13 protein-coding genes are annotated in these 17,469 nt (G+C 63.4%); 6 read left to right on the top strand and 7 right to left on the bottom strand.

Annotated elements, in window-relative coordinates:
• Positions 1-50 precede the first annotated feature (50 nt).
• Together L0U82_RS01185 and L0U82_RS01180 are read right to left on the bottom strand one after the other, a co-directional pair.
• Positions 51-764, bottom strand: a complete 714-nt coding sequence (locus L0U82_RS01185; protein ID WP_233827939.1) for a copper homeostasis protein CutC — start codon at positions 762-764, stop codon at positions 51-53.
• 70 nt (positions 765-834) lie between these two features.
• Positions 835-2,103: a sensor domain-containing phosphodiesterase gene (locus tag L0U82_RS01180; protein WP_233827937.1), complete on the bottom strand. Its 1,269-nt coding sequence runs from the start codon at positions 2,101-2,103 to the stop codon at positions 835-837.
• Positions 2,104-2,542: 439 nt separating this feature from the next.
• On the opposite strand from L0U82_RS01180, the gene L0U82_RS01175 reads away from it, so the two are divergent.
• Positions 2,543-4,198, top strand: coding sequence for a Na+/H+ antiporter (locus tag L0U82_RS01175; RefSeq protein WP_233827935.1), 1,656 nt, complete (start codon positions 2,543-2,545; stop codon positions 4,196-4,198).
• A gap of 24 nt (positions 4,199-4,222) precedes the next feature.
• Here the strand turns inward: L0U82_RS01175 and L0U82_RS01170 are convergent, their stop codons facing one another.
• Positions 4,223-5,527, bottom strand: coding sequence for a solute carrier family 23 protein (locus L0U82_RS01170; protein WP_233827933.1), 1,305 nt, complete (start codon positions 5,525-5,527; stop codon positions 4,223-4,225).
• A 215-nt stretch (positions 5,528-5,742) separates the two neighbouring features.
• Positions 5,743-7,275: a sensor domain-containing diguanylate cyclase gene (locus L0U82_RS01165; RefSeq protein WP_233827931.1), complete on the bottom strand. Its 1,533-nt coding sequence runs from the start codon at positions 7,273-7,275 to the stop codon at positions 5,743-5,745.
• A gap of 373 nt (positions 7,276-7,648) precedes the next feature.
• On the opposite strand from L0U82_RS01165, the gene antA reads away from it, so the two are divergent.
• Genes antA through antC form a run of 3 tightly spaced genes read left to right on the top strand, consistent with a single transcriptional unit; the run spans position 7,649 to position 10,581 of the window.
• Entirely contained in the window at positions 7,649-9,052 is a 1,404-nt protein-coding gene (antA, locus tag L0U82_RS01160) for an anthranilate 1,2-dioxygenase large subunit (RefSeq protein WP_233827929.1), read from the top strand.
• Positions 9,049-9,537: an anthranilate 1,2-dioxygenase small subunit gene (gene antB / locus L0U82_RS01155; RefSeq protein ID WP_233827927.1), complete on the top strand. Its 489-nt coding sequence runs from the start codon at positions 9,049-9,051 to the stop codon at positions 9,535-9,537. Before antA ends, antB begins: the two co-directional genes overlap by 4 nt.
• A gap of 15 nt (positions 9,538-9,552) precedes the next feature.
• Positions 9,553-10,581, top strand: coding sequence for an anthranilate 1,2-dioxygenase electron transfer component AntC (gene antC / locus L0U82_RS01150; protein ID WP_233827926.1), 1,029 nt, complete (start codon positions 9,553-9,555; stop codon positions 10,579-10,581).
• Positions 10,582-10,704: 123 nt separating this feature from the next.
• Here the strand turns inward: antC and L0U82_RS01145 are convergent, their stop codons facing one another.
• On the bottom strand, positions 10,705-11,658 hold the full coding sequence (locus L0U82_RS01145; protein ID WP_233827925.1) for an AraC family transcriptional regulator: 954 nt from the start codon (positions 11,656-11,658) through the stop codon (positions 10,705-10,707).
• Positions 11,659-12,158: 500 nt separating this feature from the next.
• On the opposite strand from L0U82_RS01145, the gene L0U82_RS01140 reads away from it, so the two are divergent.
• Positions 12,159-13,952 carry a methyl-accepting chemotaxis protein gene (locus tag L0U82_RS01140; RefSeq protein WP_233827924.1) on the top strand — a complete coding sequence of 598 codons (1,794 nt, stop codon included), beginning with the start codon at positions 12,159-12,161 and terminating at the stop codon, positions 13,950-13,952.
• 173 nt (positions 13,953-14,125) lie between these two features.
• Here the strand turns inward: L0U82_RS01140 and L0U82_RS01135 are convergent, their stop codons facing one another.
• Positions 14,126-15,067 carry a response regulator gene (locus tag L0U82_RS01135; RefSeq protein ID WP_233827923.1) on the bottom strand — a complete coding sequence of 314 codons (942 nt, stop codon included), beginning with the start codon at positions 15,065-15,067 and terminating at the stop codon, positions 14,126-14,128.
• A gap of 291 nt (positions 15,068-15,358) precedes the next feature.
• Between L0U82_RS01135 and L0U82_RS01130 the strand changes: the two genes are divergently transcribed.
• Positions 15,359-15,856, top strand: coding sequence for an acyl-CoA thioesterase (locus tag L0U82_RS01130; RefSeq protein ID WP_233827922.1), 498 nt, complete (start codon positions 15,359-15,361; stop codon positions 15,854-15,856).
• A 10-nt stretch (positions 15,857-15,866) separates the two neighbouring features.
• On the opposite strand, the gene L0U82_RS01125 is transcribed toward L0U82_RS01130, so the two are convergent.
• Positions 15,867-17,312: a sensor histidine kinase gene (locus L0U82_RS01125; protein ID WP_233827921.1), complete on the bottom strand. Its 1,446-nt coding sequence runs from the start codon at positions 17,310-17,312 to the stop codon at positions 15,867-15,869.
• Between the last annotated feature and the right edge of the window lie 157 nt (positions 17,313-17,469).

The following is a 17,469-nucleotide window of genomic DNA, read 5'->3' as shown; positions in this document are numbered from 1 at the left end:
TTCGGTTTCAATGCCGAAGCGGCTTTTTTTTCAGCCGTGAGCTTTACACGTCAGCGCGCCGTCGCACTGTCGGTCGCATCGAGCAGCGCCCTCACCTTCGCGACCTTCGCAGGGTCAACGGGCGCGAGGCCGTTGCCGTCCACACGCACGCCCGAGCCGAAATGCACGGCTTCGACACCAGTCGCGGCCACAAAACCCGCCACCGCATCGATCGTCAAACCCGCGCCCGCGAGTATCGTGCAGCGCGAACCGGACGCTTGCCGCACCAGCTCACCGATCATCGTTTCCGCTTGCAGCACCGACGGCTTTCCGCCCGACGTCAGCACGTTGGTCACCGCATCGAAATCGAGCAGCACGTCGAGCGCTTCGCGCAGATCGCGCGTTTCATCGAACGCGCGATGGAACGTGATCGCCAATCCGTCGGCGGCATCGCAGGCACGCTTCAGCGCTTCGCGGTCGATCGCGCGATGCGCGTCGAGCATGCCGATCACGATGCCGTTCGCGCCCGCCGCCTTCACCGCGCGGATGTCGCGCTGCATCACCGCATAGTCGTCGGCATCGTAGACAAACGAGCGGCTATGCGGCCGCACGATCACGTTGACGGGAATTTGCACCGCGACGACGACGGCCTCGATCAAGCCGACGCTCGGCGTCAGGCCGCCCTCGCCCATCGCAGTCACGAGTTCGAGACGGTCGGCGCCGGCCTGTTCGGCGGCGCGCGCATCGGCGACGGTCGTCGCAATCACTTCCAGCAGCACGGACATGAAGCCAACCCGGTGTCGTTGAAAACGACATCATCGCAGAACCGCGCCACCCGTCGAGCTACTCGTCCTGCTACTCGTCGACCCAGTCGATATCGCCGCACAGCACGCAGAGCTGCTCGCCGACGCGCGTCGCCATCGACAACGTCACGCACGGCAACGCCTCGTTGATCGACAGATACGGCTGCGTCACATGCACGCGTTCCGGCGCATTGATCGCGGCGCTGAAATACGGGCGCCGCAGCCAGTTCGCCCCCTGCGCGTCCGCGAGCGGCAAAAAGCGCGTTTCATGCGCGGCGCGATCGGCGCGCAACACGACATTGCGGCCCGCCTGGCGCCCCTTCGCATCGAGCAAGAAGCAGCGCGCCGCGTGATCGAGCGCAAGGAAATTCCAGCACACTTCGTCGAGCGGTTCGCCTGCGGCCAGCCGTTCGGCGGCGCGCTCGAACGCGCGCAGATACGGAGCGAGACGGCTCGCGCCACGGCGCTCGCGCGCTTCGGCATGCTCGCGATAACGCTCGGTGACTTCGCCGATGCAGGCCGCCGCGTGCACCGCGTCGGCGGGTCCCGGATTCGGCCGGCCGAAGAAAAAACCCTGCACAAAGTCCGCATTGCAGGCGAGCGCCATCTGCGCTTCGTGCTCGGTCTCGACACCTTCGATCAGCACGAGCTTGCCGGCCTCGTGCAGCATCGCCACCAGTCCCGGCAGGATCGTCGTCATATCGGCATGATGTCCGCCGTGCGACAGCATGATGCGGTCGAGCTTCACGATATCGGGATTCAGTTGCCAGATCCGCTCGATATTCGAATGGCCGGCGCCGAAATCGTCGAGCGCGATCAGGAAGCCGCGCTCGCGAAACTCACGCACCGCATCCGCGAGACGGTCGATATCTTCAGCGCGCTGCTCGAGGACTTCGAGCACGACGCGCCGCGGCGACAGATCGAGCCGCCGCAGATTCGCGAGCAGGGCCGCCGCCAGATACGGATCGAGCAGCACGCCGGGGTTCACGTTCAAAAACAGCCATTCGCGCTCGGCGCCGAGCATCCTGAAGTTTTCCAGATGCAGCGTCTGCGCGAGCCGGTCGAGTTGCAGCGCTTCGCCGACGCGCGCGGCTTCGCCGAACACGTCGAGCGGCGACACCGCGCGGTCGAGCACGTCGTGCGCGCGCAGCAGTCCCTCATAGCCGACCGCCCGCATATGCGACAGGCTGAAAATCGGCTGGAAAACGCTCGTGAGCGTCAGCTCGCCATGCTGCACCGAATAGCGATGAAGCCCCGAGGCCACTTCGACCTCGAAGCCGTGCGGCGCGCTCGCCGCTCTGTCCTGTTGCGCAATCGTCATCCAATCCCCTCACGCAGGAACCGGCCGCTCCGAGCGGGAGACGGACAGGCGGCGGTTCTAAAAATGTGCGTTATTGATCAGAGTTAAGCAAGCTCCATGCGCACGCTGGCGCACATAGCACGGCATTTGATGCGCGAACTCGGCACCGGCTGCACCGCGCGTGGGCCGCGCGCGGGCACGGGCCGCACCGTTTCGGTGCGCGATGATGCAAACGGCCCAGCAGCAATGGATCGCGCGCGGCGTGAGCACCGCACGTGACACAAGCCACGCACACGCGTTGTGCGAACGCGGCGGCAAGCGGCGCGCGCCGCCGGGCTACACTCGACCCTGCGCGTCGCGGCGCCTTGCCTCAGCGCCTGGCATCAGCGGCTTCGATCACGCAAGCGATACACGCCGCGCCGTTCTCCAAAGCAACCCCTTCATCCGCCCGGAACATCCGATGGAAATTGTCTTCACCGTCCTGATTCTGCTGCTCGCGGTCGCGGCGTCCGGCATCCTGAGCCGCACGCTGCCGTTCAGGCTGCCGCTGCCGCTTGCGCAGATCGCGATCGGCGCGCTGCTCGCGTGGCCACGGCTCGATCTGCACGTGAAGTTCGATCCGGAAATCTTCATGCTGCTGTTCATCCCGCCGCTGCTGTTCGCGGATGGCTGGCGCATCCCGAAGCGCGAATTCTTCATGGCGCGCCGCGCGATCCTGATGCTCGCACTCGGGCTCGTGTTCATGACCGTGCTGGTGGTCGGCTATTTCGTGCATGCACTCGTGCCGCAGATCTCGTTGCCGGTCGCGTTCGCACTCGCCGCCGTGCTGTCGCCGACCGACGCGGTCGCGCTGTCCGGCATCGCCGGCAAGGGCAAGATTCCGGGGCATCTGATGCACATCCTCGAAGGCGAGGCGCTGATGAACGACGCGTCGGGTCTCGTCGCGCTGAAGTTTGCGATCGCCGCCGCGCTGACCGGCGCGTTTTCGCTGCGCGAGGCGTCGATCAGCTTCGTGATCATCGCGGTGGGCGGCCTCGCGGTCGGCGCGGCGGTGAGCGCGCTGTTCAGTTTCGTGTCCACGCGTTTTCTGAATCTCGCCGAAGAAGGCGACCCGGCACCCGGCGTCGTGATGACGCTGCTGATTCCGTTCGCCGCCTATCTGAGCGCCGAGCGCTTCGAGCTGTCGGGTATCCTCGCCGCGGTGTCGGCCGGCATGACGATGAACTACGCAAGCGTCGCGAACGCGTGGCAGGTGTCGTCGCGGGTGCGCGCGAGCAACACCTGGACGATGATCGAGTTCGTGTTCAACGGCATGGTGTTCATCATGCTCGGGCTGCAGTTTCCGCACATTCTCGGCAGCGCGCTGCTCGACGCGCACGAAACCAGCGACGCGCAGGTCGGCCTGTTGATCGGCTATATCGTCGCGGTCGCGATTGCGCTGTATGCGATGCGCTTCGTGTGGGTATGGCTGCTGCGCTGGTTCGCGAGCCGCGGCGCGGCGAAGCACGGCGTCGCGAACGCCGTGCCGGGGCTGCGCATGGTGTCGGTGACGACGGTGGCCGGCGTGCGCGGCGCGGTGACGCTCGCGGGCGTGCTGTCGCTGCCCGAACTGCTGCCGGACGGCACGCCGCTGCCGGGACGCGATGTCGCGATCTTCATCGCGTCGGGCGTGATCCTGCTGTCGCTGCTGGTCGCGGTCGGCGCATTGCCGCTGTTGCTGCGCGGCTGGCGGCGCGGCAAGGATCCACACGCCGCCGAGGAAGCGCTCGCGCGCACGCTGGCCGCGCAGGCGGCGATTCGCGCGGTCGACGACATCCACGATACCGAGTGCGCGGACCTCGAAGAATCGGCGGCGGCGTATGCGGCCGATGTGACCGCGCGAGTGATGGACGTGTACCGCCGCCGTCTCGCGACGCTCGATGACGAACAGGAACGGCGCGAACTCGCGCGCCGCGCCGACGCGCTCGAATTCCGCATGAAGCTCGCGGCGATGCGCGCCGAGCGCCGCGCGCTGCTCGATCTGCGCGGCACGCAGCAGATCAACGACGAGACGCTGAACAAGCTGATGCGCGAAGTGGACCTGTCGGAGACGGCGCTGACCGCGCGCAAGCGGTAGCAGGCTCGCCGCTCACGCGCACCCTCAGGCCACCGGCCCCTGCGGATTCCTTCTCAGCAGCGCATAGAGGATGATCGCGCCGAACGTCGCGGTGCCGATCCCGCCGAGCCCGAAGCCGCCGAGCTTCAGCGAGAAGTCGCCGGCGCCGAGCACGAGCGTCACGGCGGCGACGATCAGATTGCGGTTATTCGAGAAGTCCACCTTGTTGACGACCCAGATGCGCGCGCCGGTCACCGCGATCAGCCCGAACACGACGATCGACACGCCGCCCAGCACCGGCCCCGGAATCGTCTGGATCACCGCGCCGAACTTCGGCGAGAAGCCGAGCACCAGCGCGATCACCGCGGCGATCACGAACACCAGCGTCGAGTAGATCTTCGTCACCGCCATCACGCCGATGTTCTCCGCGTAGGTCGTGACGCCGGTGCCGCCCGCGAAGCCGGACACGATGGTCGCGAGCGCATCGCCGAGAAACGCGCGGCCGATATAGCGGTCGAGGTTCTGCCCGGTCATCGCACTGACCGCCTTGATGTGGCCGAGATTTTCGGCGACGAGAATCACCGCGATCGGCGCGAGCAGCGTCATCGCGTGCGGATCGAACACCGGCGACGTGAAGTGCGGCATGCCGAACCAGGCGGCGTTCGCGACAATCGAGAAATCGATCGGCTTGCCCATGCCGAGGCCATTGGTCACGATCGCGTAGATCACGTAGGCGACCAGGAGGCCGATCAGGATCAACAGACGCTGCAGCATGCCGCGCGCGAACACCGCGACCGCGCCGACGCACAGCACCGTCACGAGCGCCATCCACGAATCGAAGTTGCTGCCGCTCACGCCATGCACGGCGATCGGCGCGAGATTCAGGCCGATCACGCAGACGATCGCGCCGGTCACGACCGGCGGCATCAGCGTTTCGATCCAGCGCGTGCCGACCGCCGACACGATCAGGCCGATCACGCCATACACGACGCCGCACGCGATGATGCCGCCCAGCGCGACCGGAATATTCGGATTCGTGCCGTGGCCGCCGTAGCCGGTCACCGCGATCACGAGGCCGATGAACGCAAAGCTCGAACCGAGATAGCTCGGCACGCGCCCGCCCACCAGCACGAAGAACAGCAGCGTGCCGATCCCCGACATGAAGATGCACAGATTGGGATCGAAGCCCATCAGCAGCGGCGCGAGCACCGTTGAGCCGAACATCGCGACGACGTGCTGGATGCCCATCGCGAACATCTGCGGCCACCCGAGCCGTTCGTCGATGCCGACGATGCTGCCCTCGGCGGCGGCGGGCTGGCGGCGCCAGCGGGGGAAATAGGATTCGGCCATCGCGGGGGTTCTCCTCTTGGGTCGGCGCGTGGGGCGCGGCTTACGCGTTATCGCGTAGCGGCCGGCAGGTTACGCGCGAGTTTACGAAGAGCAATAAGGACTGACAAGCGGAGTTGAAAAGCCGGCGCGAAAAGCTGGAGTGCAAAGCCGGGTTGCAAAGCGCGATGTCGCACCGGTCGCGCCAGCGCTGCCCACTAAGTGGGCCGACGCGTGCGTCAATCGGCGCCCCGCCGGTTGATATCCGGTGTAACGGCGTCGCCCTCGGCATGAGCGTCATCCGCACTCGCGAGATAGCTCATCACGCGGTTACGTCCGGCGTCTTTCGCGTGGTACAGCGCTTCGTCGGCGGCATCGACCAGCGCGCGATACGTCGCGATCGCGAGGCCGTGCGCGGTCGCCGCGCCGACGCTGACCGTCAGCACGTGATGCGCGCTCGCCACATGGCGGCACTGCAGTCCCTCGACCGCCGCGCGAATTTTCCCGGCGATGCACAGCGCGCCCGCCTCGTCGGTATCCGGCAGCAACACCGCGAACTCCTCGCCGCCGTAGCGCGCGGCGGTATCGCCGGGACGCCGGATGCCGTCGGCGATGCAGCGCGCCACGCCGATCAGCGCTTCGTCGCCCGCTGGATGGCCGTACAGATCGTTGAAGTTTTTGAAGTAGTCGACGTCGATCAGCAGCAGCGACAGCGGCCAGCCGTTACGCTGCGCGCGGCGCCACTCTTCGTTCAGATGCTCCTCGAAACTGCGGCGGTTGTTCAGCCCGGTCAGCCCGTCGGTGCGCGCGAGTTCGTGCAGTTCTTCCTCGGCCTCGCGGCGGCGCCGCAATTGCTGCGAAAACAGGATCGCGAGCGCGATGATCGTCAGGTCGAGCGCGCCGATCAGCGTGCCGATGATCCATGCGCGCCGCCGCCACTGCACGTAGATATCGCGCGTCGACAGCGCGACGTCGAGGATTAGCGGATAGGCGTCGATATGGCGGAACGCGTACCAGCGCTCGACGTGATCGATCGCCGCCGTGCCGAAGAAGTCGCCGCTCGGCCGCTGCACGAAACGCGTGTAGTTCGCGGTGCCGGTCAGGTTGATGCCGATCGTTTTCGGATCGTACGGACGGCGCATCAGCATCGTGCCGTCGGCGAGCATCAGCGCCATCGAGCCGCTCGGCCCGAGCTTCATGCCGTCAAACAGCCGGTGAAAATAGGTGAGGCGCAACGTGCCGACCACCACGCCGCCGAAGCTGCCGTCCGGCCGCGAAATGCGCCGGCTCAGCGCGATCCGCAAGTCCTCTTCGCGGCCACTCGGGTTGAACGGATGGCTGATGAAAAGGCCCGCGTCGGGCGAATCGCGCTGCACCTTGAAGTAGTCGCGATTGGCGAGATTGAGCGGCGTTGCCACCAGTTCGCGCGAATCGAAGCGCACGTTGCCGTGTTCGTCGAGCACGAACACCGAGCCCATGTCCTTCGCGCTGATCGAGCCGTCGAACAGCACCATCTGGCGGATTTTCGGCGGCAGTTCGAGCACGCCCGGCTGGTTCAGCCCGTCGATCACCGCGCGCAGCGACAGATCGTAGATCTCCAGATTGCGCGACACGTCGCGTTCGACCAGCAGCGACACGTTGAAGACCGCGTCCTGCGCGCGCCGCAGCGCGTCATCGCGCATCTGCGCGAGCAGCAAAACGGCGATCGCCAGAATCGCGCCCGCTAGCACGATGCTGATCGCAATCACGGCGTTCGGTCGACGCGTCACCATTCGCTGTTCGTTCTGCAAGGCGCTGCACCACGCGCGTAAAGAAACGGCCGCGCCTCGGTAATTACCCCAGGATCGCAACCTGTGAACCGTTAGCGTAGCAGACGCCACCGCCCCACAAACGGCCGAATAGACCTATTTTGCGGGTTTGCCCCAATGCCGCGCGCATGGTCGGCGCGAAATCCGCGTGACGCCCGCCAGTCAAGCCGATCCGGCCATCGCGACAGTCATGCCGGCTGACTATGCAACCGCCCCGCCGGGCCGGCCGCATTAATCGGATAGCAAATGCCAACTGACTGGATAGTTCGCCCCGCCGATTGGGTATTCAATCGGGTCCATCGATATTCAAACGATTGAACAAGGAGTGGGACACATCATGAGCGAGAAGGTTAGCGAAAAGCGCAGCGCCTCCGAATGGAGTGAATTCGTCAGCGGTTGTGTGGACTTCCGGCCCGCGGAAGGCGTGTACCGGATTGCCCGCGAGATGTTTACCGAACCCGAGCTGTTCTCGCTCGAGATGGAGCACATCTTCGAGAAGGCCTGGATCTATGCGTGCCACGAAAGCGAAATCGCCAACAACAACGATTTCATCACGATGCGCGCGGGCCGCCAGCCGCTGATCGTCACGCGCGACGGCTCCGGCAATCTGAACGCGATGATCAACGCGTGCCAGCATCGCGGCGCGACGCTCACGCGCATGACCAAGGGCAACCAGTCGACGTTCACCTGCCCGTTCCACGCGTGGTGCTACAAGAGCGACGGACGCCTCGTGAAGGTGAAGGCCCCGGGCGAGTACTGCGACGACTTCGACAAATCGGTGCGGGGCCTGAAAAAGGCGCGTATCGAGAGCTACAAGGGCTTCGTGTTCGTGAGCCTCGATGTCGACGGCACCGACACGCTCGAAGAGTACCTGGGCGACGCGCGCATCTTCTTCGACATGATGGTCGCGCAATCGCCGACCGGCGAACTCGAAGTGCTGCCGGGCAAGTCGACCTACACGTTCGACGGCAACTGGAAGCTGCAGAACGAAAACGGTCTCGACGGCTATCACGTGAGCACCGTGCACTACAACTACGTCGCGACGGTCCAGCATCGCCAGGAATCGAACGCGAAGAAAGGCGACACGCCGGGCGGCACGCTCGATTACAGCAAGCTCGGCGCGGGCGACGCGGAAACCGACGACGGCTGGTTCGCGTTTAAAAACGGCCATAGCGTGCTGTTCAGCGATATGCCGAACCCGGACGTCCGCCCCGGCTACACGAGCGTGATGCCGCGTCTCGTCGAAGCACACGGCCAGCAGAAAGCCGAATGGATGATGCATCGACTGCGCAATCTGAACGTGTATCCGAGCCTGTTCTTCATGGATCAGATCAGCTCGCAGTTGCGCATCGTGCGCCCGGTTGCATGGAACAAGACCGAGATCATCAGCCAGTGCATCGGCGTGAAGGGTGAATCGGCGAAGGATCGCGAAAGCCGCATCCGCCAGTTCGAAGACTTCTTCAACGTGTCCGGTATGGGCACGCCCGATGACCTCGTCGAATTCCGCGAACAGCAGCGTGGCTTTCAGGCGCGGCTCGAACGCTGGAGCGATATCTCGCGCGGTCATCACAAGTGGCAAACCAGCGCGACCGCGAGTACGACGCTGCTCGGCATCGCGCCGAATATCACCGGCACCGAATTTACCCACGAAGGGCTGTACGTGAACCAGCACGGCACGTGGCGCGACACGATCCTCAAGGGCCTCGCTAAAACCAACGAATCGCAGGGAGAGCAGGCATGAGCCAACTCCAACACTCCATCGAGCAGTTTCTGTATCTGAAGTCCGATCTGTGCGACAGGCAGCAATGGGACGAGTACGTCGATCTGTTCGATCAGCAGAGCGAGTTCCATGTGCCGCAGTGGGATTCGGAGCATGTGTACACAACCGATCCGAAGCAGGGCATGTCGCTGATTTACTACTCGGATCGCACCGGCCTCGAAGACCGCGTGTTCCGGCTGCGCACCGGCAAGTCGGCCGCGTCGACACCGCTGCCGCGCACGATGCATCAGATCAGCAACGTACGTCTGAGCGAACGCGACGATTCGCTCGTTGAAGCAGCCGTCAACTGGTCGACGATGTACACGCGTCACGGCTCGACCGACTACTTCTATGGCCGCGCGACATACGACCTGAAACCGTCGGGCGATAGCTGGAAGATCACGCGCAAGCATGTGCTGCTGCTGAACGACCACATCAACGCGGTGCTGGATTTCTACCATCTGTGAGCCGGGAGCACGACGATGAAACATAAGGTCGCGTTGAGCTTTGCCGACGGCAAAACCGCGTTCTTCGACGTCAGCCCGAACGAGCTGCTGCTCGACGCGGCGCTGCGAAACGGCGTGAACATTCCGCTCGACTGCCGCGAAGGTGTGTGCGGCACCTGTCAGGGCCGCTGCGAATCGGGCGAGTACACGCTCGATTACGTCGACGAGGATGCGCTCAGCGAGGAAGACCTCGCGCAACGCAAGATCCTGTCGTGCCAGACGCGCGTGAAGTCGGATGCGTCGTTTTACTTCGACTTCGATTCGACGCTGTGCGAAGGCGCCGGCACGAATACGGTCAGCGCCAAGGTGGTAGCAGTCGAACTGGTGTCGGCGACCACCGCGATCCTGCGCATCGACGCGAGCGCGCATCCGCAGCAGCTCGATTTTCTGCCGGGGCAGTATGCGCGCGTCAAGGTGCCGGGCACCGACGAATGGCGTTCATACTCGTTCGCCAATCACCCGAACGGGCGCAACGAATTGCAGTTCCTGATTCGTTTGCTGCCCAACGGCGTGATGAGCAACTATCTGCGCGAACGCTGCAAGGCCGGCGACACGATCGAGTTCGAAGCGCCGCTCGGCGCGTTCTATCTGCGCCAGATCGAGCGTCCGCTCGTGATGGTCGCGGGCGGCACGGGTCTGTCGGCGTTTCTCGGCATGCTCGACGACATCTCCGCGAAACGTAATTGCGCGCATCCGGTGCACCTGTACTACGGCGTCACCAATGCGGGCGATCTGTGCGAGACCGAGCGCATCAACGGCTATAAGGCGAGCATCGAAGGATTCGCGGTCGAAACGGTCGTGATGAACGCGGCGCCGGAATGGTCGGGCAAGACCGGTTTGATTCCCGAGCATTTCAACCGCTCGTTCCTCGAATCGAACGGCTTCGATATGTACGTGTGCGGTCCGCCGCCGATGGTCGAAGCGATCAAGACCTGGCTCACGGACCAGCGTATCGAGGACTACCGGCTCTACTACGAGAAGTTCGGCGAAAGCAACGCACGCTAGGCGGCGTTTTTACTTCGCGTGCTCAACTGTCTCGTTCCCTGTCCCGTTCCGTCGTGAAGCGATGGGGCGGGACAGTTTCGTTTGAACCCGGTGCGTTTATATGAGCTTGATACGAGTTTCGACCTAGCGCTTGATCGCGCGCTTCAGCGTATCGGACGGCGACTCGCCGAACATCGCCTTGTACTCGGTCGAGAAACGCCCCAGATGCGACATCCCCCAGCTCAGCGCAACCGATGAGATATTGCGCACCGAGCGGTCTTCGAGAATATCGCGCCGCACCGATTCGAGCCGGTAGCGCTTCAGATACGCGATCGGCGCGCAGCCGAAATACTCGCGGAAGCCGTCGAACAGCTTGAAGCGCGACACGCCGGCCGCGCGCTCGATGTCTTCGAGTGCAATCGGCTCGCGCGCGTTGTCGTGAATGAACTGGCGCGCGCGGGTCAGATAATGCGGCGGCGTCTGCGCCGACGCATTGGCCAGTTGCACTGAGTAGTTATGCGGCTGCGACAGCAGCAGCCCCTTCAGCAACGTCAGTTCGAGTTCGCTGGACATATAAAGCTGCCCCAGCGACGGCCCCGAGCGCTCCATCTCGCCGGCCAGGAACTTGATCATGCGCCACCACGCGCCCTGATCGCCAGCGGCCGCATCCATATCGGGCTGGAACACGAGCGGTGCGTCGACCGGGCGTTGCAACATCGTCTGCAGCACCTGCTGAAGCGCGGAGCGCGGAATCGCGACGTGCAGCTTGCGGCAATTGCCCATGATTGCCAGATCCTGCGATTCCTGCGGACTGACGATCACGCCACGATCCTGGTCCGACAGCCATCGCTTGCCGTGCGCGGCCAGTTCCTGCTGACCCACCACCGGCAGGCTCACGCTGTAGCAATTCAGCGGACTGTCCTCGCGCACCGCGACCGTGACGTCGGTGCCGTACTCGACGTAGCCGATCGTCGTCGCCATCGAGCGCAGCACGGTGCCGGACTGATGAAAGCGCAGCCGCTCCGGACGGCTGACCTGCAAGCCGTGCGGGCCGCAAATGGACGCCATCCACGCGCGCGCGCCGTCCAGGTCGCTCAATGCGGCACGGATATCGTGATTGCGTGGCTCCGGAGTTGATCGCATACGCAGAAAACTGACTACGGGAAATTCGCGCCCCAGGGATATCCATGAGAGCGCGGAATGTGGGACGTCGCGGGTTCGCTAAGACTACCTCAACTGCCGCATTTATGCGTAATGAAGAAAAATATGGCCAGCAACGACGGGTTCGTCGTTATGCGAAAGGAAATATTTTCCTGATAAGCATAAATAAAAATATCAACCGGTGACATTTTCGATTTTCCCCCTGCATCACATGCAAGCTTTCATCGTGATGACATATTTTGCTTAAGTCCGGCAGTGTTAAATCCGATAACCAGTAGTTGGGATACACCTTTCGTGTCTGGCGCTAGCCATGCATCGAAGGGCAAAAAAAGGAGTCCGCCGGTAGGCACGGCTGGCTCGACGACGACGTGCTCCCATCGACCGGACCTGAGAGTCCATTGCGAACCGTTTTACGTTTCGTTATTGGAGAAAATAAAATGCCCCTCAATCGACTCACCATCAAAGGCAAGTTAATTGCTGGCTTTGGCGTGCTTTCGCTGATCGTCGTCGGCGTATCGGCGTTTTCGTTGCAAGCTCTAAGCAATTCGACCGATCATTTTTCCGACTTCGTGCACGGCGCCAGAGCACGCGCGGACATGGTCGAACAGGTGCGAACCGCGATCGACCGGCGCGCGATCGCCGCGCGCAATCTCGTGCTCGTCACCAAACCGCAGGACATCGAGCTGGAAAAGTCCGATGTGACGCGCGCGGACGACGACGTGCGGCGCTATCTGAAGCAGCTCAACGACATGGTCGCGGACAAGAGCGAGACGTCGGAACAGGCGCGCAGCCTCGTCGCCGAGATCAATCGCGTCGAGGCTTTGTATGGCCCGGTGGCAACGCATATCGTCGGTCTCGCGCTCGACGGCAAGCGCGACCAGGCGACCGTCGAAATCGACGACAACTGCCGCCCGCTGCTCGCCGCGCTGGTCCGCGCAACCGATGCGTACGCCGCCTACATGCGCACCCGTCAGGAAGAGATGATCGGCGTTCAGGCCACGCACTATCAGAACCAGCGCAATCTGCTGATCGCGATCAGCGTCGCCGCGGTGGCGCTGGCGATCGCGGCGTGCTGGCTGATCGCGCGCGCGATAACCGGGCCGTTGAACTTTGCGATCGGTGTCGCGCGCACGGTGTCGGAGGGTGATCTGCGCACCCGCATCGACGCGGGCGGCCAGGACGAAACCGGCAAGCTGCTCCATGCGTTACGCGACATGAACGAGCGGCTCACCGCGATCGTCGCGCGGGTACGCGACAGCAGCGCGAGCATCGCGGGCGCCGCGCGCGAGATCGCCGCGGGCAATATGGATCTGAGCCAGCGCACCGAGCAGCAGGCCGCGTCGCTGCAGGAAACCGCGTCGAGCATGGAGCAGTTGACGTCGACAGTCAGGCAGAACGCGGAGAACGCGCAGCAAGGCAGCACGCTCGCGGCGAACGCGTCGTCGGTGGCGCAGAAAGGTAGCACGGTGGTCGGCCAGGTGGTCAGCACGATGCAGGAGATCAGCGACAACTCGACGAAGATCGCGGACATCACCGGCATCATCGAAGGCATCGCATTCCAGACCAACATCCTCGCGCTGAACGCGGCCGTCGAAGCCGCGCGCGCGGGCGAACAGGGCCGCGGTTTCGCGGTGGTCGCGAGCGAAGTGCGCAGCCTCGCGCAACGCTCGTCGAGCGCGGCCAAGGAGATCAAGGATCTGATCGCGACTTCGGTGGAGCGGATCCGCGACGGCTCGACGCTCGCCGGTGAGGCCGGCGAGACAATGAGCGAAGTGACCACTGCCGTTGCGCGCGTGACCGACATCATGGCCGAGATCGCCGCGGCATCGACCGAACAAAGCCGCGGCATCGAGCAGGTGAATCTCGCGATCACGCAGATGGACAACGTCACGCAGCAAAACGCGGCGCTGGTGGAACAGGCGGCGGCCGCGTCGCGCTCGATGGAGGACCAGGGGCAGCAGTTGAACGAAACGGTCGCGTTCTTTCGGGTAGCGAATGAAAGGGCGGCGCCGGCTTCCTTTGCGACGGCGGCTCCGGTTCGGGCTTCGGCTGCTGTTGCGTCAGCGGCTTCGGGCAGCCGGCCGATGGCGAAGCGCGAAAGCTCAGCCGCGCCGGTTGCTCAGCGGACGGCACGGGCAACCGCACCCATGCCGGTGCCGGCAGTGGCATCTGTCGCCATGAGCGTCGCGGGCATGCCGGCCGGCGCCGATGACGGCTGGGACAAGTTCTGAAACGAAACCTTTGCGCTAGCGCACCGCGCGTTCCGTGCGGGGCGGCGCTGGCGCAAAGCACCGCCGATCGATGTGCGCATCCCGCCGCGCGCAAGTCGTATGTGCAAGTCGCACCCAAATGCAAAAACCGGCTCAACGCCGGTTTTTGCATTAAAGCCCTCGTTGAAAATCTCCTAGCGCGACTCGCCGCGCTTCATCTGCCGCCATTGCGCGAAGCTGAGCAGCCCAGGCTCGAGTTCCGATCTGTCGAGACGCGTCAGGCTGTAAAAAGCGCCCGGCCAATCGGGCACCGGCGTCGGCTCGACCGTGCGGATCTCGGCTTGATCCGCGTGATAGGCCTGATGCGGCCAGAACACCGGCATCGCCCGGCGTTCCACCATATCCTGGTGCAGCCATTGCGGACCGCCCGCATCCTCGACCATGTCGCACTGGAACGCCCAATCGTTGTCGTCCCACGCAACGAGCACGGCCGGCTCGCCTGCGGCATCGAACATCAGCACGGCGTTCTGCTCCGGACGCCAGTAATACTCGACGTAGCTTTCGCGCGCGGCCAGTTCGTCCAGCAGGCGGACGACGCGGGTATCGCGATAGCTCGCGCCGACGTCGTGAACCGGGATCGCTCCGCGCAGGCTGCAATGATTTTTCTTCGCGTCCGCCAGCGCATTGGTCAGCTTTTGCGGCATGGCGGCGTCGCCCTTGCGGATATAGAAGTCGATCAGGCCAGCGTTAAAGGCTTCCACCGCCTCGCGGTCGCCCGCCGCGCCGGTCAGCAGGATCTTCGTGCACGCGGCATCGTTGATCGACGACAGGAACTGGATGCCGTCGATTTCCGGCATTTCGTAATCGACCACCACGGCGGCGACTTCTTCGAAGCGCGCGTCGTCGCTCAGCGCGTCCCTGCCCAGCGCATTGCTGCCGCCCTTTTCGACCTCCGAGTAGTCGGCGCCGGCGATTCGTGTCAGCGGCACGCCGCGATCGCGCGACAGCATGAAATCCAGCGCCACCTGTGGCCTGGTAAAAAAGCGGTTCAGCTCCCGGTCGCGGAAAAGCCCCTGCAGTCCATTCAGAAAGTCCTCGCTATCGTCGAGAAAGACGACGGAAACAGGGTGAAACATCGGTTGCCTGATAAAGAAACTCATACCGATCCCGGGAAAAGAATTTGTACAAACCGCGTTTGAGTGAAAGAAGCTGCCTGCGCGGATTATCCAGTGTTATGCGGAATGTGAGCAACTTTGCAAAATTCTCGCGCATATCCATGCGCCTTTGATGTCAGCGCGCAATCCGTTGTTCGGCTTCAGGCGTTGCTTCCAGCGCAACGCCAAATTGGGGCGGAGAGAATCAGCCATTCGCCGCGCAGGCGAATGTGCCGCTACCACACGTAGCGATTCTTTCGTGGAGTTCTATTCATGTCGACCCGAGATGCAATTCCCCATCTCCTTTCCAATGGCACCGCACTGTTGACGCCCGAAGCAATGGCCGTCCCAGCCGACAACACCTTTCACCACGTAATCGATATCTACCTGAAAGACTCGAATGCTTTTATGAATACCTATTTCGCAAGGTACTTCGAATGGCAAGGGATTTGTCGCGAACGCTGGTTTCATCAATGTGTCGACAATAACCTGCTCGGTTTGAACGGCGCGTTCGTCACCAAGCGCGCGCATCAGGAGTACGTGCAGGAAACCTTTCCGTTTCAGCGCGTCGATTGCTATCTGAATACGCTGGAAGTGAGGCAGTGCTCGGCGTACCTGGTGTTTCGTTTCTATGTGGACGGGCGCCCGGTTTCGATGGGGTATCAGCAGGTCGTGTTCGCCGGCTCGGACAAGCGCATTCGTCGTTTGCCGGCCAACGTCGGCGAGCGCTTCATGGCCTATGAGCTGAGCACGCTGGCAACCGCGGCCTGACGCGTGTGATTCATCCGACGCGATAGCGTCGTGACGGAGGCGGCAGATCGTGTCGTCCGCGATCCGCCGCCGATCCGGGCTCCGGCAGACGCAATGTGAAGGTCGTATGTACGCCGGGCTCCGACTCGCATGAAATAGAGCCGCCGAACGCGTCGCACACGCGGCGGCAGAAGTTCAGCCCCATTCCCGAGCCGCGGCCGTGTGCCTTGGTCGAATAGAACGGCTCGAAGATCTGCGGCAGCACGTCGGGCGCAATGCCTGGACCGGTATCGCTGAAGCGCAGCACGCAGAAACCATCGCGGCGGTGCGCACCGATCTCGATGTGGCCGTTGCCGGCCGAATGAATCGCATGAAGCGAGTTCTTCAGCAGGTTGAACAGCACGAAGATCAGCAGCGAATCGGAACCGGAAAACTGGATATCCGGATCGATGTGCGCGACGGAAACGAGCTCACGCTCGCCGGGGCGGAACGGAAAACGTTCGAACGCGGATTCGACGCACGCCGTCATCGAGTGGGCGCCGAAGCTGCGCTTGTCCAGCCGGTGCAACGTCATCGACGCGAGCGACATTTCCATCACCGCGCTCGTGCTGTTGACCTGACGGCGGATCGCGGACGCAAGCGCCGGCAGCCGGTCCGGCTCTTCCGCCGAGTACAGCGTGTCCTCGCACAGCTGGTGCTGCACCGCCAGGCGGTAGCCACGGATCAGTTCGGGCAGCGCGGAGCGCAGTTCGTCGGCGTGTAGACCGATCGCCGCGAGTGGCGTCGCGACCTCGTGCGCCATCGTCGCGAGTACGAGGTAAGGTCCCATCAGGCCATAGCGGACGATCGAAACGGCGAGAATGCCGAGACTCGTCGTGATGAAGATAAAACCCGGCGGATAGAACGCAACCGCGTAATTGACCGCGTAATCCACGGCGGCAAGCGAATACACGACCACGCCGACGAGGCACAAACCGAGCAGCTTGCGAGCACCCGCGGCACTCGTGTGGCGCCGCGCATCGAACAGCAGCCACGCGCTGCGGCTGACCACCACGACGGTCTGCACGACATGGACCGGATGAAGCCGGCCGGCCCGCGGATAGTCGCCGAAGAAAAACGTATTGAAGCCATCGACGATTTCATTGCTGCTCATCAGCAGCACCGCCAGTACCACGCACAAACTGTAGGACATCAACAGCACCGGCCGCTCGCCGCGGCGAGAAACCACTTCTATTGAGAAGTGATACAGCGCGGTGGGCAGAAACAGGATGAACAGATAACCGAACTTGACGAGCAGATTCGCGACGTCCGGATTGGTGGTCTGGAACAGAAAAGCCCACGTGCCCTGCCAGACGAACGTCGTCGCGCACATCACTGCAAACGGAACCGAGATGCGCGTGATGCCCTCGCGAATCAGCACGTAAGTGCCGAAGCCGAGAAACAGCGCGGAGACGAATGCGGGCAATATCGAGTACATGAGGACTGTTCGCGTTTTCCGTATTCTTGCGAGCGCGTCGATCTACGGTTGAGCATCTCCATTCGCAAACGGACGCATCGTTTGCTGTGCACGGCGGAGAATTATTTCAATTATTTTTCCATCTATGCCGAGTGCATTTTCTGGTGCCGGAAAGCTT

Origin of the sequence: Paraburkholderia sp. ZP32-5 (assembly GCF_021390495.1) — a bacterium.
In the GTDB taxonomy this organism is placed as follows: domain Bacteria; phylum Pseudomonadota; class Gammaproteobacteria; order Burkholderiales; family Burkholderiaceae; genus Paraburkholderia.
This window is presented reverse-complemented; position numbering and strand designations above follow the sequence as displayed.

Coding starts and splice junctions, on each gene's coding strand:
- L0U82_RS01185 (WP_233827939.1), bottom strand. CDS start 764: ATGTCCGTGCTGCTGGAAGTGATTGCGACGACCGTCGCCGATGCGCGC.
- L0U82_RS01180 (WP_233827937.1), bottom strand. CDS start 2,103: ATGACGATTGCGCAACAGGACAGAGCGGCGAGCGCGCCGCACGGCTTC.
- L0U82_RS01175 (WP_233827935.1), top strand. CDS start 2,543: ATGGAAATTGTCTTCACCGTCCTGATTCTGCTGCTCGCGGTCGCGGCG.
- L0U82_RS01170 (WP_233827933.1), bottom strand. CDS start 5,527: ATGGCCGAATCCTATTTCCCCCGCTGGCGCCGCCAGCCCGCCGCCGCC.
- L0U82_RS01165 (WP_233827931.1), bottom strand. CDS start 7,275: ATGGTGACGCGTCGACCGAACGCCGTGATTGCGATCAGCATCGTGCTA.
- antA (WP_233827929.1), top strand. CDS start 7,649: ATGAGCGAGAAGGTTAGCGAAAAGCGCAGCGCCTCCGAATGGAGTGAA.
- antB (WP_233827927.1), top strand. CDS start 9,049: ATGAGCCAACTCCAACACTCCATCGAGCAGTTTCTGTATCTGAAGTCC.
- antC (WP_233827926.1), top strand. CDS start 9,553: ATGAAACATAAGGTCGCGTTGAGCTTTGCCGACGGCAAAACCGCGTTC.
- L0U82_RS01140 (WP_233827924.1), top strand. CDS start 12,159: ATGCCCCTCAATCGACTCACCATCAAAGGCAAGTTAATTGCTGGCTTT.
- L0U82_RS01135 (WP_233827923.1), bottom strand. CDS start 15,067: ATGTTTCACCCTGTTTCCGTCGTCTTTCTCGACGATAGCGAGGACTTT.
- L0U82_RS01130 (WP_233827922.1), top strand. CDS start 15,359: ATGTCGACCCGAGATGCAATTCCCCATCTCCTTTCCAATGGCACCGCA.
- L0U82_RS01125 (WP_233827921.1), bottom strand. CDS start 17,312: ATGTACTCGATATTGCCCGCATTCGTCTCCGCGCTGTTTCTCGGCTTC.